The sequence below is a fragment of the Algoriphagus yeomjeoni genome, from assembly GCF_049821175.1.
Lineage (GTDB): Bacteria > Bacteroidota > Bacteroidia > Cytophagales > Cyclobacteriaceae > Algoriphagus > Algoriphagus yeomjeoni_A.
Genome location: NZ_CP187512.1, coordinates 2359860 through 2377389, shown reverse-complemented (window position 1 = coordinate 2377389; position 17530 = coordinate 2359860). Strand labels below are relative to the sequence as shown.

14 protein-coding genes are annotated in these 17530 nt (G+C 39.1%); 2 read left to right on the top strand and 12 right to left on the bottom strand.

Annotation, left to right across the window (positions count from 1 at the left end; genetic code table 11):
- Position 1: 1 nt before the first annotated feature.
- The 5 genes from ACPUEN_RS09420 to ACPUEN_RS09400 all read right to left on the bottom strand — a co-directional run bounded on the left by ACPUEN_RS09420 (position 2) and on the right by ACPUEN_RS09400 (position 6503).
- The gene (locus ACPUEN_RS09420) at positions 2–580 is read right to left on the bottom strand and encodes a hypothetical protein (RefSeq protein WP_425640013.1); all 579 of its coding nucleotides are present in this window, start codon (positions 578–580) and stop codon (positions 2–4) included.
- Positions 581–598: 18 nt separating this feature from the next.
- On the bottom strand, positions 599–1699 hold the full coding sequence (locus tag ACPUEN_RS09415; protein WP_425640011.1) for a radical SAM/SPASM domain-containing protein: 1101 nt from the start codon (positions 1697–1699) through the stop codon (positions 599–601).
- A gap of 254 nt (positions 1700–1953) precedes the next feature.
- Positions 1954–4425, bottom strand: a complete 2472-nt coding sequence (locus ACPUEN_RS09410; protein WP_425640009.1) for a hypothetical protein — start codon at positions 4423–4425, stop codon at positions 1954–1956.
- A gap of 227 nt (positions 4426–4652) precedes the next feature.
- The gene (locus ACPUEN_RS09405; RefSeq protein WP_425640007.1) at positions 4653–5351 is read right to left on the bottom strand and encodes a DUF4397 domain-containing protein; all 699 of its coding nucleotides are present in this window, start codon (positions 5349–5351) and stop codon (positions 4653–4655) included.
- Positions 5352–5534: 183 nt separating this feature from the next.
- Positions 5535–6503, bottom strand: a complete 969-nt coding sequence (locus tag ACPUEN_RS09400) for an NAD(P)-dependent alcohol dehydrogenase (protein ID WP_425640005.1) — start codon at positions 6501–6503, stop codon at positions 5535–5537.
- A 530-nt stretch (positions 6504–7033) separates the two neighbouring features.
- Between ACPUEN_RS09400 and ACPUEN_RS09395 the strand changes: the two genes are divergently transcribed.
- On the top strand, positions 7034–7837 hold the full coding sequence (locus ACPUEN_RS09395; protein WP_425640003.1) for a hypothetical protein: 804 nt from the start codon (positions 7034–7036) through the stop codon (positions 7835–7837).
- 216 nt (positions 7838–8053) lie between these two features.
- On the opposite strand, the gene ACPUEN_RS09390 is transcribed toward ACPUEN_RS09395, so the two are convergent.
- The 4 genes from ACPUEN_RS09390 to ACPUEN_RS09375 all read right to left on the bottom strand — a co-directional run bounded on the left by ACPUEN_RS09390 (position 8054) and on the right by ACPUEN_RS09375 (position 12972).
- Positions 8054–9055 carry a DHH family phosphoesterase gene (locus ACPUEN_RS09390; protein WP_425640002.1) on the bottom strand — a complete coding sequence of 334 codons (1002 nt, stop codon included), beginning with the start codon at positions 9053–9055 and terminating at the stop codon, positions 8054–8056.
- Between the two features lie 140 nt (positions 9056–9195).
- The gene (locus ACPUEN_RS09385; RefSeq protein ID WP_425640000.1) at positions 9196–10008 is read right to left on the bottom strand and encodes a DUF6438 domain-containing protein; all 813 of its coding nucleotides are present in this window, start codon (positions 10006–10008) and stop codon (positions 9196–9198) included.
- Between the two features lie 248 nt (positions 10009–10256).
- Positions 10257–11600 (bottom strand): sensor histidine kinase, encoded by a 1344-nt coding sequence (locus ACPUEN_RS09380; RefSeq protein ID WP_425639998.1) that lies wholly within the window; start codon positions 11598–11600, stop codon positions 10257–10259.
- Positions 11590–12972, bottom strand: coding sequence for a sigma-54-dependent transcriptional regulator (locus ACPUEN_RS09375; protein WP_425639996.1), 1383 nt, complete (start codon positions 12970–12972; stop codon positions 11590–11592). The genes ACPUEN_RS09380 and ACPUEN_RS09375 overlap by 11 nt, the downstream gene beginning before the upstream one ends.
- A gap of 182 nt (positions 12973–13154) precedes the next feature.
- Between ACPUEN_RS09375 and ACPUEN_RS09370 the strand changes: the two genes are divergently transcribed.
- Complete coding sequence (locus ACPUEN_RS09370; RefSeq protein ID WP_425639994.1) at positions 13155–13580, top strand: FKBP-type peptidyl-prolyl cis-trans isomerase; 426 nt, start codon at positions 13155–13157, stop codon at positions 13578–13580.
- A gap of 205 nt (positions 13581–13785) precedes the next feature.
- Here the strand turns inward: ACPUEN_RS09370 and ACPUEN_RS09365 are convergent, their stop codons facing one another.
- The 3 genes from ACPUEN_RS09365 to ftsH are packed head-to-tail and all read right to left on the bottom strand — an operon-like array spanning position 13786 to position 17521.
- Entirely contained in the window at positions 13786–14616 is an 831-nt protein-coding gene (locus ACPUEN_RS09365) for a hypothetical protein (protein ID WP_425639992.1), read from the bottom strand.
- Complete coding sequence (locus tag ACPUEN_RS09360; protein WP_425639990.1) at positions 14613–15389, bottom strand: UDP-2,3-diacylglucosamine diphosphatase; 777 nt, start codon at positions 15387–15389, stop codon at positions 14613–14615. Before ACPUEN_RS09360 ends, ACPUEN_RS09365 begins: the two co-directional genes overlap by 4 nt.
- Positions 15390–15448: 59 nt before the next feature.
- Complete coding sequence (gene ftsH, locus ACPUEN_RS09355) at positions 15449–17521, bottom strand: ATP-dependent zinc metalloprotease FtsH (RefSeq protein ID WP_425639988.1); 2073 nt, start codon at positions 17519–17521, stop codon at positions 15449–15451.
- Positions 17522–17530 lie beyond the last annotated feature (9 nt).

Here is a 17530-nt window from a genome sequence, read left to right as displayed (position 1 = left end):
CTTATTCTGAAGGTCGCTGGATAAACCAAACATTTAACCCGTCATTTTTCCATTCGTCGTAAACAGTAAAGCCATAACGCTTGTACAAAGGCAACATGTTTTTAGCTGCAGTTTCTGCAAAGATCGGGAGCTTTTCTTTTTTGGAATATTCGTAAACAAAGTCCCTAATTTCTTTAATAGGATTTAGCCCTTCGCTTCGATCTTCTACGGCTAACATCCAGATATAAAGATGTTCTTGTTTTGGTCTACGTTTGGTTATTTCGGTTTCACGTCTGATTATGGTCCATGGCCTGTTCCAGCCTATGCAACTTCGCCAAAGTTTAGCATATCCAAGCAACCAATTTATTAGACTTTGCTTTTTACTACTTTTAAAAATGAGTGCCACTCCTTTGCCATCAGAGGTAATAAAAGCACCGTCTTTTTCCATTGCAACCATTAGACAATAATTACATAGAACAGCAATTCTATCTTGAATACGCTTGTCTTTTTTAACCACCCAAAGAACTCCTGGGTTATTATGAAAACTTGAAACTAATACCCGGAGTGCTAATGATTTATTGTGGCTTTCTATTTTTAGCATACTTAGAAATAAAGCAAATTAAGCTTCACAAAGCGCTGCCTTCTGTTGAATTTCAGGCATTTTTACTTTGCAAAACGGGCAAGGATATAAGGTGCCATCATAATCTAAAAACAGGTAGCTTATTCCACCTCCGCAGGCTTTTGCTGCTCGGTACCCAGCAGGATAAAGGACAGTAGGGTAGTTTAGATAGGCTCTGTCAAAATTGAATTGATCACTAATCTTTTTGAGGCGATCTTTATGTGCTACGTTTAGTTCTACATCTTGGTCCTGATAGTTTCCTACAGCACGTGGCTCTAATAGATTCACTATTTGTACATTCCACTTTTTAGCTAGCTCTATTAATTCCTCCACCCCAGCAGATTCGATATAAGTCTTGGTAGGACATACATTCAGTGCAACTAAAACACCAGCTTCTTGAAGGTTTTTTACAGCATCGTGTACCCAGAAAAATGATTTGCTGCTTCCTCTGAACATGTTATGATTTTGCTCCACATGATTGTCAAGACTTATTGCCGCGCCATTTAATCCTGCTTGCTTAAGTTGATGGGCTTTCTCCAGGGTGAGTCCAAATCCTGAGGTATAGATCCACTGATCACATCTAAGTTTATAGCGACTAATCAATGTTATTAAATCATTAAATCGACTTAGAGGTTCTCCTCCAGAATATATCAATTGACCAACACCTTGCTTCACATATTTGTCAATGCGACTAACAAACTCCTCGCATGATAGTACATCATTATTGTATAAAGTGCCAGCTTCACTACAATGTTCACAGGCTAAAGGGCAACGTTTAGTAATGGCTATTAATAGCCTTCTCAAACCGAGTTGACTTTGGTCAGTTGGTTTGATTTCCTGTAAATGAGAAGTGAAAAATGTATTAAATCCTGGTGTTGGCCAAGCTGGATTAAACATGTCCCATGAATACTTGCCTTCAATTTCAAAGGCGCGAACCAACTTTTTGTTTCCAATCATATCTTGGAAATTGGATATGAGGCGCTTGACAACTTTATAAGCTGTACGAGGATTTTTGTAAAGCTTTACTCCGAGCCACCAAATATTGATAACCATGAGTATTCGTACCACATCATATTCTACTCGGGTTACAATTCTAGCCATTTTGTGATTCTTTTTATAAAAGTTAATCTATTTAAGCGAGAATAGAAATAAGAGTCAAACTGTAGTCAGAATGATTCAAATACTGATTTGCTGGACTAAGAATGCTAGATTTTTTTATTGATTCTTGTAAAGTGGGGTATAAACGGATTGATTAATAAAATAAAAAAAAGTCTTTTATTGAGGTTGAAAGGCTTTTGTAGAGTGGAAGGAGACCAAATCTTATTTTATTAGCTATACATTAAGGTTACAAATTGTCAACTTTTCAAAACCACTTTTTGCTCTTCTCCATAAGTTCGGATTTCTACTTTGAGACTGGCTTCCTTATCAGTTCGATCGAAGTTGTTATCAACAGTGATTACGTTCTCATCTTGATTGATTTTAAGATCAGAAAGGTCAATTTCGTATTTGCGGATGATCTGCCAGTTGGCATCATATAAGACCAATTCTTTTCCTCCAGTATATTTTAAGGTTTGACCTTCGTTGACGCTCACTGGTAGCTCTACTTTTTTGTATCCATTAATCTCAAGCGTAATAGCACTTACATCACAGCTCATTGCTGTCAAAGTGAAATGTACCACTTGTTCTTTTCCCGGATTATTGAATTCTAATGAAGTATATAAAGGTTCACCTGGCTGTCTGACTTTCTTCTCATGAGCGTAAATCTCTGAATATACTTCCTGCAGGTTCCATTCCGAATCATTGATATTTTTAAGGGTAAATTCCTTGTCGCTATCCCGCATTGCTTCTTTCTGAGCTTCGGTAAATGAGTTGGAAATTCTCAATTTTTCCCAGTCACCAATTAATTCTAAAATTTTATCAGAGTTACCATTTTGATCAACAGTTTCTAGATCGGCCACCAATGCATATCCCGCATCATAACCAGCTGATTTGGCGAGCATCCATTCCATATCTTCCACGCTGGTTTCTGGGGTCATTTTGAACCAGCCTAACATGCCAGGCATGAAATTTCTTTTGAAATAGGCTTGATTGTTAAATCGGTATTCAGTTTGACTTTCGCGGAAACCTGCATACCAAGGTTCGCCCCAGTTCATACGACTGTAAATGTGCCAGAAAAAGTGAGTAGTACGACTGGCGTCAATGATCAAATGGTTCTTTAAGTCATCAGACAAATTAGTGTACCATGTGTAAGGCATCAAACTTTCACCGTAAGAGCCCAAACCAGTTGATCTATTCCCTTCAAGACCATCAAAGGAAATTTGACGAAGTCCAGTCTGGTTATATAAGTTTGCCATCGTGACTGACATTTCTTTGGTCAAATCGGCATCGCTCAGGAATACTTTATACCCATGATCCAATAGCTTGGAGATCTTTTCTCCTGATTGGTGACTACTGGCTTTAGTGTCAAATGCTCCACGCTGACAATCCAGCAATTGCCAAGGAGATGCTTCCGAAACACTTCCATAGCGAATCAATTCCTCGCCGATCATTACTGTTTTTAGATTATTATTCTTCATTTGATTGAAGAATTTTGGCGACTCAATGGTGATGGTGGAAGCAGTCTCGTCTATGTCATCGACTAAGGTTGAACTTCCTACTATGGCTAGTCTTTCATCTGGAATTGGGGTAACGTAGGCATCATCTGTTTGGATGAAATTTGATAGGAAATGAGTGCCTAAATAAACTCCCCGTTCAGCAGCTTTATCGACACATTCTTTTAGACCTTTGATTCCGTTTGGAAATTCACCTTTGTATAATTCGAATTGACCCCAGGTTTCAAATGTTTTTCCATAATGGTAAAGGTATTTCAATCCTGCCTTCTTGGTTAGTGCAATGGCCTCATCTACAGTTTCCTCAGTAAAATTGGTAATGAGATATGCTGCGGCTGCATTAGGATTTGTCTTCACCCATTCCCCATCAATCATTGGATGAGGAAGTCCCTCGGCGATTTCAATAGCCCCGATAGTTTCCAAAGTTTTTGTTTCAGGACTTCCAAAAATGGCTATTTTGGAACCAATAACTCCACCATCATCATATGGCGGGGCAACAATCATGTCATGATCAACATCGGAGTATATTCTTTGAGTGGTTCTATTTCTAGTGTACGCTTGCAGGGAACTGCCATTTTGTAGAGGGGCAGCAGCTTCAATTCTATAAAGCACACTGCCATCTGATTCTGGATGCATATTGTCAGTTTCAGCTTCTCTTACGAAATCAAATTCTGGCATACGATCACTTTCATTCCAAGGATATCCTCCTAGAGTCTTCAGGTTTAAGGCTTGAATGCCGATAGCAAAATCATCATCCCGCACCACACCGACTGTTTCAGAGATAGTTTTTTGTATGGTGGTTGGGTAGGGACCCCAAACTATTAATTCTATGTTTTCATTGTTTGTTATAGAAATTAACTCAAATGTGAGGTGCGTTTCTTTTTCTTCCATCTTTATTTCTGCGACCACATCATTTTCAAAAGTCAAGTTTATGATGCCGTTTTCTATCGTCGCATATTTCGGATAGATCATTTTATTATTGACCCGAATAGACATCAGAGGAGCTAGTGTGTCTTTGAGAATGTAATCTTTACCCGTGGTTGCATCAATAAGATTGACTACTGACCCTTTGTCATTGATGCTCAAAGTAAGGGACTCTACAGTTTTATCGACAATTATTGTTTGATCAGATGAGCAGGAAACTGCGATAAAACTGGCCAGAAAAAGGATTATTAATGGTAGTTGTTTCAGTTTGATCAAGTTGAGAAATCTATGCATGATTAGATTGGGGCTATTAGTGGTTAAATACATTTTCTTGGGGTAGACTAAACTAATTAAAAATGCTTTGTCATTTTAATTCAAAGCTCCCGGATTATCAGAACTGTTATACTTTTAGGACTTTGACTACTATTATTTGAAAAAGCTATTTCAGGACGGGACAAGTACAAAAATAAAAAAATCCCGATCTGATCTGACCGGGATTTTTCATTGTGGTATTGGACTACTTAGTAGTCTATATAGTTGGTCAATAATTGCAAATCAAGTTTTTTAGTATTTTCTGTGGACTGATTGTAGCCCCTAAGAACCAGTGTATAAACCCTATTTCCTATCAATTCTACGTTTGATGCGGTAGCAAGCACTTCTCCTGTAGCTGAAACTACAGTTAGTTTGTAAGTGTCGGAATCCAGACTTTCGAAGTCTGAATTAGATTTGAATGCGATTCCTTCAAAGAATGGATTATCTACCTCATCAAGTTTTAGCGTGACCGACCCTGCATCAGGAGATAAGTTGATCATTCTGATTTGTGCCTCATCAGCATTTGGTTCGGACCAATCGTCATCTACCAGCACCGCATCCAATTCTCCCCCCTCTTCCAGTACAAACATCGAGTACACAGAATCTATCTTGATTTCGTACTCTTTCTCCAAAAGTGAAGTCAAAGAGTTTGGATCAGAGAATTTGAATAGTCTATCCCCAGGAAAGAAGTTTTGGTAGGCCAATACATCCTTGTACTTAATTGGCGAATTATTTACCTGGTTTTGATCAGCATAGACAATTACGCCAGTATTGTTTGGGGCGCCATTGTAAATGGAAATATAACCTGCATCTGGAAAGTCCATCATATCGTCGTTGTCCAGACAACTGGTTAATCCTAATGTTCCGGTTAGCAAGGCTACTGTCGCTAGTGATTTTAATTTCTTCATTGCAAATGAATTTAAACTCATCATACGTATTTGTTGGTTTTAGTTTTCAATCAATACCAAGACGCGTGCGATGATATTTTCGCTACATAAATTAAGAGAATTTAAGCAAGTGGATTGGTTTACAAAGGATTATAATTATCGGAATGCACAGTTGAAGTCTATCTTGTGCTCATCTTAAAAAACTTAATCTTTTGATAGATTAATTATCACATTTCCAATTTTCCTGCCTGAAATCACATATTCATAAGCTGATGGTATCTCTTCAAGCGGATATTCACGATCGATTAGAGGGTTAAAAAGTCCCGTTTCAATTTTGGATTTGATATATGGAATTGTTTTAGCTAAAGGATATGGAATAGGGAATCTGACTTTTTTACCACCAAAAAGAGGAGTGAAGATGGCATAGAGAACGTTTTGGGAATAAGGTCCTAATTCAGATGAAATGTAGGTTCCGTTCTTCTCTAAAATTGGCTTACATTTTCCAAAAGTGCTTTTGCCAACTGAATCAAACACAAGGTCATATTTTTCACCGCGCTGTGTGAAATCTTCTTGTGTGAAATCGACAACTTGATCAGCCCCACGTGAACGGATCAGATCAATGTTTTCTGTACTGCAAGTAGCTGTGATATGTACATCAAAAGTCCTCGCAAACTGCAGTAATGCTGACCCAATTGCACCTGTGGCGCCATTGATTAGGACTTTTTGACCGGAACGAATTCCTGATTTAAGAATAAAAGAATGTGCATAATGCGCACCCTCAAGACTGGCCACGGCCTGCTTGAAATCAATCGGGTCAGGTATGATGATGAGATTGTCTTTAGGGGTCATGGCCATGTATTCAGCCTGTGATTCCAGTCCCATGTCAGTAAAACCAAAAACCCGTTGATCGACTTGAAATGAATCGATATTCTTCCCAATTGCAACCACTACACCAGCGAAATCAGTCCCCAAGACGATTTTTCTGGGTTTCACCAAACCTAGCATTAAGTGCATGATAAAAGGCTTGCCAGTCAAATTTGCGCAGTCTGTACGATTCACTGTGTTAGCAACAACTCGTATTAAAATTTCATCATCCTTTGGAACAGGTTTTTCGATTTCTTCAACAGTAATCGTATTTGGGGGACCGTATGATCTTCGGATGGCAGCTTTCATATGACTAGTTATTAAAAAAGGATCTGAGTTCAAAAGATGGGTTGTTTTTGATCATTTTTAAAATCCTTTTGATTCATTATGATTGGAAATTCAAGTGATTAAAATTCATCATATCATAACTTCAGGTTTTATTATTTTTCACATCTCCCCAGCAAAATGTTGCCTATGGAAGCCAACGAGTTAAGATGAATTGATAAAGCTAAGTTGAGGATTTTACCCAATTTGGGGAAAATAGATGACTCAGCTAACTGAATGGCTATTAATATTTTAAAATTACTTTTTACTTTATTGATAAGATTTCAATAATAGAATGCATTACTTCTCCTTTGGAATTTGGTCTAAATACTGGTTTAAGGCAGTCTTCTTGACTATTTTTGCTTCAGATTGAATGTAAAACACCAGGCTTTTGTTTGAATTTTTGTTGATTAGGAACCAAAATAAATCAATAGGCTAGCTCAGTCTTCTATGGTATAGCGTTTGCGAAATTTATACTGTTCTACTGAAAACCAATTACACTAAAATTGAAAATTATGAATGTTAAGATATTAGGTACCGCAGCAGCAGCACTTTTGATTGCGGTAAGTTGCCAACCGAAAAAAGCTGAAAATGTAGAAGAAGTCGTAGATGGTATGGAAATGTCCACTCCAGCTGAGATTTCGATAGAGAAATTTACAGATTCTCCAGCTTATGCTTCGTCTTCTTTAACTCTTAAAAATCCATCCAATACTACCATTGGAAAAGCTGGCGAAGTTGATTTTGCTTTTGATGTGAAAGATTACATGCTGGGTGAAGTAACTGAGCGCAATGGAATGGCTGCGAATTTGGCCAATTCTGACAAAGGTCAGCATATCCATTTTATCCTGGATAATGAGCCTTACTCAGCGCACTACGAGCCAGAATTCAAAAGAGAAATGCCTGAAGGAACACATTACTTGGTTGCTTTCTTGAGCAGATCATATCATGAATCAGTTAAGAATGCGAATTCATTTATTGCTAAGAAGATGGTTGTTGGTAATGCCAGCGATGATATGAATGTGGATTTTGACAAGCCTACTATGATCTATAGCCGTCCAAAAGGTGAGTATACAGGCGCTGATACAGAGAATTTATTGCTTGATTTCTTCTTGCTGAATACTACACTTTCTGAAGATGGAAATAAAGTAAGAGCTACCATCAACGGTCAGGAATTTATGATCACAGAATGGGCTCCTTATGTAATTAAAGGTCTACCAAAAGGTGAAGTGACTGTTAAATTGGAACTGCTTGATGCTGATGGGAACTTGATCCCAGGTGGATTCAATGACGTGACCAGAACAGTGACGTTGAAAGACTAATTAAGAGTTAAAAGCCTCCAACAATTAAACTCCGTGTGATTTTTACACGGAGTTTTTTTATGCGGTTCTCACAGCGTCGCCGGGGCTTAACGTTTGAGGTCTTTTTCTGACCTCGAACGTTTTGAATTTTGTCAACACTCAATTTTTAATTTTTTTGCAATCAACACTTATCTATTGAATAAGAAAATGTTGAAAGCTACCAATAGCTCAGACTATCTAAACAGGAAAATATTCCGGAATCAGACTCTTAATTTTATCTAAAGTCTCAGGGATAGAGAGTTCACTCATGCCACCAGCGGCATTTATATGTCCCCCTCCCTCAAAGTGAGCTGCAGCTAGGGTGTTTACTGGGTTGTCTTTGCCTTTTGATCTAAAAGACATTTTGACCATACCATCGCGTTCCGAAAGCATAATGGCTACTTTAATTCCTTTGATGGAGAGAGCAAGGTTTGCAAGACTGTCAGTATCGCCCTTTTTGTAGTCATAAGTTGCCAATTCCTCTTTGGTCAATGGAATGATTGCAACCGTATTCTCATTCAAAACCTCCATCTTTTGAGACATCGCAAATCCTTGAAGGCGAAGCCGACTTGCTGTATTGGTATCATTTAGCAATTCATGAATCAGATGATGTTTGACACCTGAAGCTAACAATTTGGCGAGGACTTCATGAGTTCTCGGTTTGACGGAATTAAAGCGAAAACTTCCCGTATCAGTCAGAATTCCCAAGTACAGAGGAGTTCCGATTTCTTCATCCAATATTGCTTCATTTCCAGACTGCTCAATCAACTCCACAATCAATTCTGCGGTGGAGGAAGCAGATGTTTCAGAAATAGTCAATGAAGTGAAGCCCTGCGGGTCTTGATGATGATCAATCATGATCAAGGTGCATGTAGCTGCTTCTAGCAAAACTTGCATCTCTTTACCCACTCGGTCTGTAGAATTGTAGTCCAAGCAAAAGATCAAGTCCGCCTCAATGAATGCTTCGGTTACTTTCTCAGGTTCTTGGTCCATCGTGATAATGGGAGACAGGTCAAGGAAGTCCAAAAAGTCAGGCGCTTGGTCAGGGTGGCAGATAGTAGCCTTTTTTCCAAGCTTTTCTATAAAATGCAATAGCCCTAAAGAGGAGCCGACAGAATCACCATCGGCAGATTTGTGGGCAGTAATAAGAATATTCGATGCGGCTAGGATTGCTGCTTCGATTTGTTTGTATTTGTTCATGAAAGTGGGTTGTACTTGAGTTTAAAAAGATCAAGTAGGTGATATTCGTCTTTATACAAAGGAACAAAAGTGTGCACGAATAAAAAGATAATGATTACGATTAATTCCTATTTGAATGGACATAGCGGTTAAAGCAGTTTTTATCTTTCAAAAGAAAACTTCTCCTCAACCTTTTTAAGATCTACATTTTGATCTATGGTAGTTAAAAATGAAATAAGCTCTCTTAGTATCCTGGGTTCGAACATGACTTTATAATAAGTTCTAAGGCCATTATGGTATAAGATTATGGTTTTGATAGCCCCATCACAACATAGCATTTGATTTTGACCACCTTGCAGTGCTGTGATTTTTGACTGGATAATCAAATCCCTGAGCTCATCGAATAGTTTGTCGGAGAGTGTACCCGTGAAATTCCCTGAACGTGCAGTGTCAGTCTCATTGAAGGACTTTTCCTTATAAAAATTGCTTGAGTATTTAAGAGTTTTGTCCGATGAAATCTCAAGATGTATGACTGGGCAGGATCCAAAACATGCAGACGTATGAAAAGTTAGCTTCTCAAAGACAAAAGAGCTGTCTTGAATGAATTCTTGATTAAAGAACGTTATTGCTTCGCTAGACTTGAAAAGTCGTTTTGACGCTTCAGATACAGGTGTAGCGATTAGTAGACTATCATTCATTTTCTCAATTTTCATGTCATATTTTACTACGTTTAGTTTTTTGTAATCATCTGAGCTAGAATAAAACCTCTCTTGAAAGCTAAGTGTGTCTTTTAGGAATTCTATATAGAGGTTTTGTGAATTTCCATTACTTGCTAGATGGTTATCATTGTTTGTAGTATCGGAGATCGATAGTGTTTCGTTTTTTTCCGAGACCCAATTCCCCTTGAGTGTTTTTAGTTGCCCAAAGCAAAATTGAGAAAGCAAGACGAAGCTGAAGAGTAAAGTATTTCTCATGAAAGTGGATTTGAGATTCATGACAATGACGGTGATTTATCAAGGGGTGATACTTTACTTAACTACTTTTAACTCATTCAGAGCCAAGTTCTGAAAAGGCAGTTTTTACTTAATTTTCTATTGCAGCTCAGCTTTTACACTTCAATCTAATTTCCCTTGTCAGTGAGGACACAGACAAGGGAGTCTGACCTCGGTGATGACATTCCAGATCATTAAGCTTTCTAAGTTCAGCTTTCTGAATTTAAATCTTAACCATTAAAAATCAACTTAAAAGTTGTCCCTTCACCCTGAGTGGAACGCACCTGAATATTGCCTTTGTGGCGGCGCATGATTTGCTTTGAAAGACTCAAACCTATGCCCGAACCTTTGGATTTGGTGGTGAAGAATGGAATAAAAATCTTCGAAAGTGCTTCTTCCTCGATTCCTTTTCCGGTGTCTGCTACTTCCAAAATTATTTTTCCTGCTTCATCAATAAACGCCCGGAGAATGATTCGCTTTACTTGTGAGTCTTCTACCGCCTGAATTGCATTTTGGGTAAGGTTAATCAGCACCTGCTCGATCTGAGTTTGATCTCCGAAAAGAATTAGTTCTTTAGGATTTATTTCTTTGATCAGTTCAATCTGATTGGCTTCAAGTTGGTTTTGAAGTAATATCTCCAATTGATGGAATAGTTTTGCGATAGCAATACTGCTGAACTTCGGTGCAGGGATATGTGCCAAACTTCTAAAATCAGAAACGAAGCTGATCAGACCTTGACTACGCTTTTCTATAGTGCTGATTCCCATCAGATAATCCTCCATTTCTGAAGGAGTTATTTGCTCCACATGTTCGATTTTGCTTTCCATTTCTCCTTGGATAGTTCCTGCCAAAGAAGAAATTGGTGCAATTGAATTCATGATCTCATGAGTCAGAATTTTGACCAGGTTTTGCCAAGCTTCCATCTCTTTTTCCTCCAGCTCAGATTGGATATTTTGTAGCGAAACCAATTTGAATTTCTCCCCACGCATCAACAGTTCGATGACATAAACAGAAAGCTGCATGATGCCGTCAGGATGTGCGATCTTGATCAATTCACTTCCGCCTGTTCGAAGATTATTAATCGCAAGGTGCAATTCCTTATTGATCCCCTCGATTTCCCCGATGTTTTTCAATTCTTCTACATCGAGAATTCGTTTGGCAGCGGTGTTGACTATTTGAATTCCACCATTTTCACCAAAAGTGATCAGTCCAATACTCAGGTGTTTGAAGACAGATCTGAAGTATTGGTAATTTGCTTCTTTCTCAGCTTGGTCTTCTTTCAGCTTTGCGAGAATCGCGTTGAATTCTATATGTAAGTCATCTGTTTCTGTTCCATCAAACTTCACAGGATAAAGTTGGGAGTATTTGTCTTGCTTGATGTTATCCAGGAAAACACGCACTTTTTTGAAAGATCCTTCGGAATAACGGAGCAAATAGATAATCTGAAATACGACCAAAACGAGAAGTAGGGAAATCATAAATACTCCCCAACTATCAATCATAGCGTAGGCAAGAAGAAAAAGAGAAGCTGCTAGAAAGGCGATTCTCCCGAGTAAGCCAACTTTATAGTCCATATTTTTCCAGCCTTCTATACAAGGAAGCTCTGGTCAGACCAAGCTCCTTAGCTGCTTTAGAAATGTTTCCTCCGTTTTTATCTATTGCCCGTTGAATGGTAGTTTTCTCCATGTCATCGAGATTCAACGTGACTGAAGTTGGAGCTTTATCTGAAGCTGGCTTTGCGGAAAGGAAGAAGAAATCTCTTGAATCTAGCATGTCGCCTTCAGCCATAATTATAGCTCTTTCGATAGCATGTTGAAGCTCACGGATGTTTCCCGGCCAAGCATAATGCTGTAACAGATCCAATCCTGCGGTAGTAAATCCTGTAAAGTTTTTACGGTATTTCTGGCTATAGCTTTTCAGAAAGTGATTGGCCAAGATCGGAATGTCATCCTGGCGCTCACGAAGTGGTGGCAAGAAAATCTCTACTGTGTTAATTCTGTAGAGTAAATCCTGTCGAAATGAATTGTCAGAAATACTATCGTGAATCGGCATATTGGTTGCGCAGATCAAACGAATATCCACAGGAAGAGCCTTGTTAGTGCCTATTCTTGTTACTTCTCTACGCTGCAAAACTGTTAGCAATTTCGATTGTAGAGGTAGTGAAAGATTTCCAATTTCATCCAGAAACAAGGATCCTTTGTCGGCAATCTCAAATCTGCCTGCACGATCGTCTTTTGCATCTGTGAAGGCGCCTTTTTTATGTCCAAAAAGCTCGGATTCAAACAGGGATTCGGTGATGGAACCCATATCTACCCCTACAAAAATTTCGTCTTTTCGGAGTGATCTATCATGAATGGCTCGTGCAATTAATTCTTTACCAGTGCCATTTTCGCCCAATATCAACACATTGGCATCCGTCTGAGCCACTTTGTCAATAATTGAGAAAATGTTTTTCATGGAAGCACTTTGACCGATGATGTCCGTGTAAGGCTTCTTCATGTCGCTCTGCATCTGCTTTTGCTTCTTCTGCAGCTTATCTACCTCATTGTAGCTTTCTTTCAATCTGATGGCGGCAGATAGGGTAGCGATCAATTTCTCATTTTGCCAGGGCTTCAATATGAAATCTGTCGCGCCTTCTTTCAAAGCTTGAACAGCCATTTCCACATCTCCGAAAGCAGTGATAAGTATTACTACAGCTTTTGGATCGATCTCTTTGATTTGCTTTAGCCAGTGAAATCCCTCTTTACCAGATGTGGTGTCCTCTCTGAAATTCATGTCCAGAAGGATAACATCGTAGTTATTGTTGTTTACCAAAAAAGGAATTCTACGCGGGTCCTTTTCTATCATGACTTCTTTCGCGTGCTTTTTCAAAAGCATTTTGGCGGCAAAGAGTAAATCCTCATTATCATCGATGATAAGAATCTTGCCTAAATCTTGAGTTTCCATGGTTGATTGTTTGATCTTCTTAATAGCAAAATGATGCCAACCCTAATATAAGCGGATTAAGTGGGTTTTTGGAGACGAACTGTCCATTTATGTACGCTTCTATACTGAAATCGGACATAACTCCTGAGGTTTTCATCCATAAGAGATTTTTGTACCTTTGTACTTTACTAAAACAAAAGACTATGCAAGCTAAAAAAGGAGATGCAGTTCAAGTGCATTATACCGGTAAATTAGAAGATGGAAGCGTATTTGATACTTCAGCAAATCGTGAGCCTCTAGGATTTACCTTAGGCGATGGAAATATGATTAAAGGCTTTGATACTGCTGTTGACGGTATGAAGCTAGGAGACAAGGTTACCGTAACGATTCCTGCTGCGGAGGCATACGGTGAGCGGAGAGATGATATGATGATCGATGTGCCAATTGCTCAAGTACCAGCTGATATTAAGCCGGAAGTCGGAATGTCTTTGACTCTTCAAGGAGGAAATGGCCAGCCTATGCCAGTTACGGTTGTTGGTGTAGATTCTGAAAAAATCACATTAGATGCAAATCACCAGCTAGCTGGTAAAGACTTGATCTTTGATATTGAGTTGGTGAAAGTCAACTAATAGCTCTCAATTGATAATGTACCAAAGGCCATTTCAGCAATGAAATGGCCTTTTTTTGATTTTTCTTTTAACCGAGCAGGATTTCGGTTTTTTACAGAGGAAGCGATGTAATGTAGCCCTGCTTCTTTGCAGCTGGACTTTGATAATTTTTGAAAATGTTGAATTCTGAAAGTTGAATAAAGAAAGATGGAGTAGTAAGACTGCTTTAGTTCAATACCTTTATCCAATCAGGAGTAGTATATAGATTTACTTTGTCTTTGAAAACGACTGCTAATCTTTCTTGTCCGATTTGAAGGTAAATTCCTCCTGGACTTTCCAGTTCAGCTAATGTCTTGGTTTCATTGGAAGTGAGAGATATTGCCACCAGCTTATTATCAGCGATCCAGAGGAGGTGCTCGTTGTAATAGCAAAGCTTATTGATTCCCTTGACTTGTATTTTTCGCATCAGGTTGCCCTGATTATCGAAGATAAAAACACCCGTTTGCGGCACATTCATAAACAAGCGATTCTTGAATTCTCTGATTTCAGTGACACTCAAATCGTTTGATTCCAGAATCAAATTAAGAGGCTGAGATTGAATAATCTGATTTCTTCTGAAATCCAATAATTTTAAATTCAGATCGGATTCATCCCATACCCAAACCATATTATTGTTTCCCAAAGTCGCTGCTTTCGCCAAGTTTATATCTGCTAAGAAGAAGCCTTTTTCTGCCAAAGGATTAAGGAATCTATCCAGGATTCTATACTCTTGCAGATCTGACGAAAAGCTAAAAATGTTCACTGTCCATGCAGCTTCCAGTTGATTTAATCGTCCCTGCCTAGCGGGAGAAAATAAGTTCACTTGCTTGCCATCTGCACTGAATAAATAAATGTCCCCTGAGATGGTGCTAGCGAATAACTGGTCTTTAGTATCGAAAGAGATTAAGTCTAGATTCTGGAGCGAAATCTCTGCGAGGGGATTTCCTAGCTTTTCCTCGGTTTGTGCCGAGGTAAAAAGCGGTACCAAGCTAATGATGAGAAGAATGAAGGCCCTCATTCTTCGAAGGAGGAAAGTTTAACTTCTTTGGAGGCAAAGGAAAGATAGGTGTTTTGCGTCACCCATTCTCCAAGATTGAAATAGGTGGAGTTTGTACCTACTTTGAGCTCAAGTGGTAAGTGTCTATGTCCGAAAATGTAGAAATCATGGTGCTTCTTTGCCTCCAGATCCTTGCAGTAAGTCCAAAGCCATTCATCTTCGCCAAGAAAGTGATTTTCGTCTTTTTCAGTATTGGAAATACGACTGTGTCCTGACCAGCTTTTAGCAAGTTTGACTCCTAAGTCGGGGTGAAGCCAACGAAATAACCACTGTGCTACTGGGTTTGTGAAGACTTTTTTTATGACTTTATAAGCCTTATCTCCAGGTCCTAAACCATCTCCATGACCTACCAATATAGATTTTCCTTCTACCTTCAGTTCAATAGGGTGAGTATAAACAGGTATTCCCATTTCTTGGGTGAAATAGTCCTTCATCCATAGATCATGATTTCCGGTGAAGAAAATAATAGGAATTCTGCGCTCTCTGAGTTGGTGGATTTTTGAAATAAAAGGAATAAAACCTTTAGGGATTACTTGCCCATACTCAAACCAAAAATCGAAGATATCACCCACTAAAAAGATTGCTGCAGCATCATCCGCAATGGTATCCAACCAGCGGATAATGCGTTTTTCACGCACTTTACTTTCAGCATCATTTGGAGCTCCAAGATGAAAATCTGATGCGAAATAGAGTTTTTTTCCATTCAGTGGAAAATCCAATGGGGGGGATTGCATAACTAAAGATAAACGAGCTGGAACAAAATAAAAAAGCCCCGAATGAATCGGGGCTAATATTATAAAATTCGATTATCAGAATTCGGCTCCGGTATAGGATCTACTAAAGGATCTGAAGATTCAGACTCGCTCTTCTCGTCTTTCGAGATCAAGTCTGGCTCCTTTGGCACATCTTTCTTATTCGTGAAGGCCTGATAAGTAGTTTCCTTGTCAAATGGTCTTTTACCAATTAGGCGCTCCAAATCTGCCTGGAATAAAATTTCTTTTTCCAAAAGCTCTTTTGCCAAAATATCTAATTCCTTGATTCTATGCGTAAGGAGGTCTTTCGTCCTATCATAAGCTGACTGAATCAATTTTCTTACTTCTTCATCGATTACCTCAGCTGTAGTTTCAGAGTAAGGCTTGGTCATTTTATAGCCATCTCCTTTAGAGTCATAGAAGGAAACGTTTCCAATTTTATCATTCATACCGTAAACTGACACGATAGAATAGGCCATCTTAGTAACACGCTCCAGATCACTTAATGCTCCGGTAGAAATTTTCTTAAAGATAATTTCTTCCGCAGCACGACCACCTAGAGTCATACACATCTCATCCATCAATTGCTCTGTTTGATATAGGAACTGTTCTTTTGGAAGGTATTGTGCATAACCCAGCGCGGCTACGCCACGAGGAACTATACTTACTTTGACCAATGGATCAGCATGCTCCAAAAACCAGCCTGCTACTGCGTGACCTGCTTCGTGGAATGCTACAATTTTCTTCTCCTCTGGAGAGATGATCTTATTTTTCTTTTCCAAACCACCAATCACACGATCGACGGCATCTTGGAAATCCTGCATATCTACAGCAGTTTTATTTCTCCTAGCAGCTATTAAAGCAGCTTCATTACACACGTTGGCTATTTCAGCCCCGGCAAAACCAGGTGTTTGTGCAGCGCATTTTTTCGGATCCACGTCATCAGCTGTTTTGATAGGCTTCAAGTGTACCTTGAAAATAGCTTCTCTTCCTACGATATCTGGCTTGTCTATAGAAATCTGTCTATCAAAACGACCTGGTCTCAACAATGCACTATCAAGTACATCAGGTCTGTTGGTTGCTGCCACTACGATTACTCCTGTGTCAGTTCCGAAACCGTCCATTTCTACCAAAAGAGAGTTAAGCGTATTCTCTCTTTCGTCATTAGAACCTGGCATTTGGCCTTTTCCTCTGGATCTACCAATGGCATCGATCTCATCAATAAAGATGATACAAGGCGCTTTCTCCTTGGCTTGCTTAAACAAGTCACGAACTCTGGCAGCACCTACACCTACGAACATCTCCACAAAATCAGAACCTGAAAGGGTAAAGAAAGGAACGCCAGCTTCACCGGCTACAGCTTTTGCAAGCAAAGTTTTACCTGTACCTGGAGGGCCTACTAGCAATGCACCTTTAGGTATTTTACCACCTAGCTTGGTGAATTTCCCTGGGTTTTGAAGGAATTCAACAATTTCCTGAACTTCTTCTTTTGCTTCATCTAGTCCTGCCACATTGTCAAAAGTAATTTTGACTTTGTTTTCAGCGTCGAATAACTGAGCTTTTGATTTACCTACATTAAAGATTTGTCCGCCTGGTCCTGAAGGTCCTGCCATCCGGCGCATCATAAACCAGAAAAGAACAAATAATAAAATCAGGAATCCAAAGCTGCTGAAATAGCTACCCCAGTTTTCTTCAGTTGCTACAGATAGCTCTATGCGGTTTTCCTGCGGAACTTCTTCTTTAAGTGTATCGAAATCCTGTGCAAATTTGTCTACAGAGGCTACTTCAAATGAATAGTGAGGGCCTTGAGGGTTAAAGAAAGTTGAATTGGACTCCAATTCAGTCTTATACTTATCGGTGGATAAAGCAGCAGTTTTAAGAGTCACATCTACACGCTCCATGTTTTTGACCATGGTTACTTTAGAGACATCGCCAGCTAAATACATGTCCTCAAATCTCTTTTGAGTAATGTCTACAACTGCATTTCTATTCTGAATCCAAGTAAGACCTAGTAGCACGGCAACAGCAGCGATTATCAGCCAAAGCTGAAAATTGGGTTTTTGAGGTGCCTTTGGGGTGAATTTTTTGTTTTTATTATTCTTAGTATCGCTCATTTCTTATAA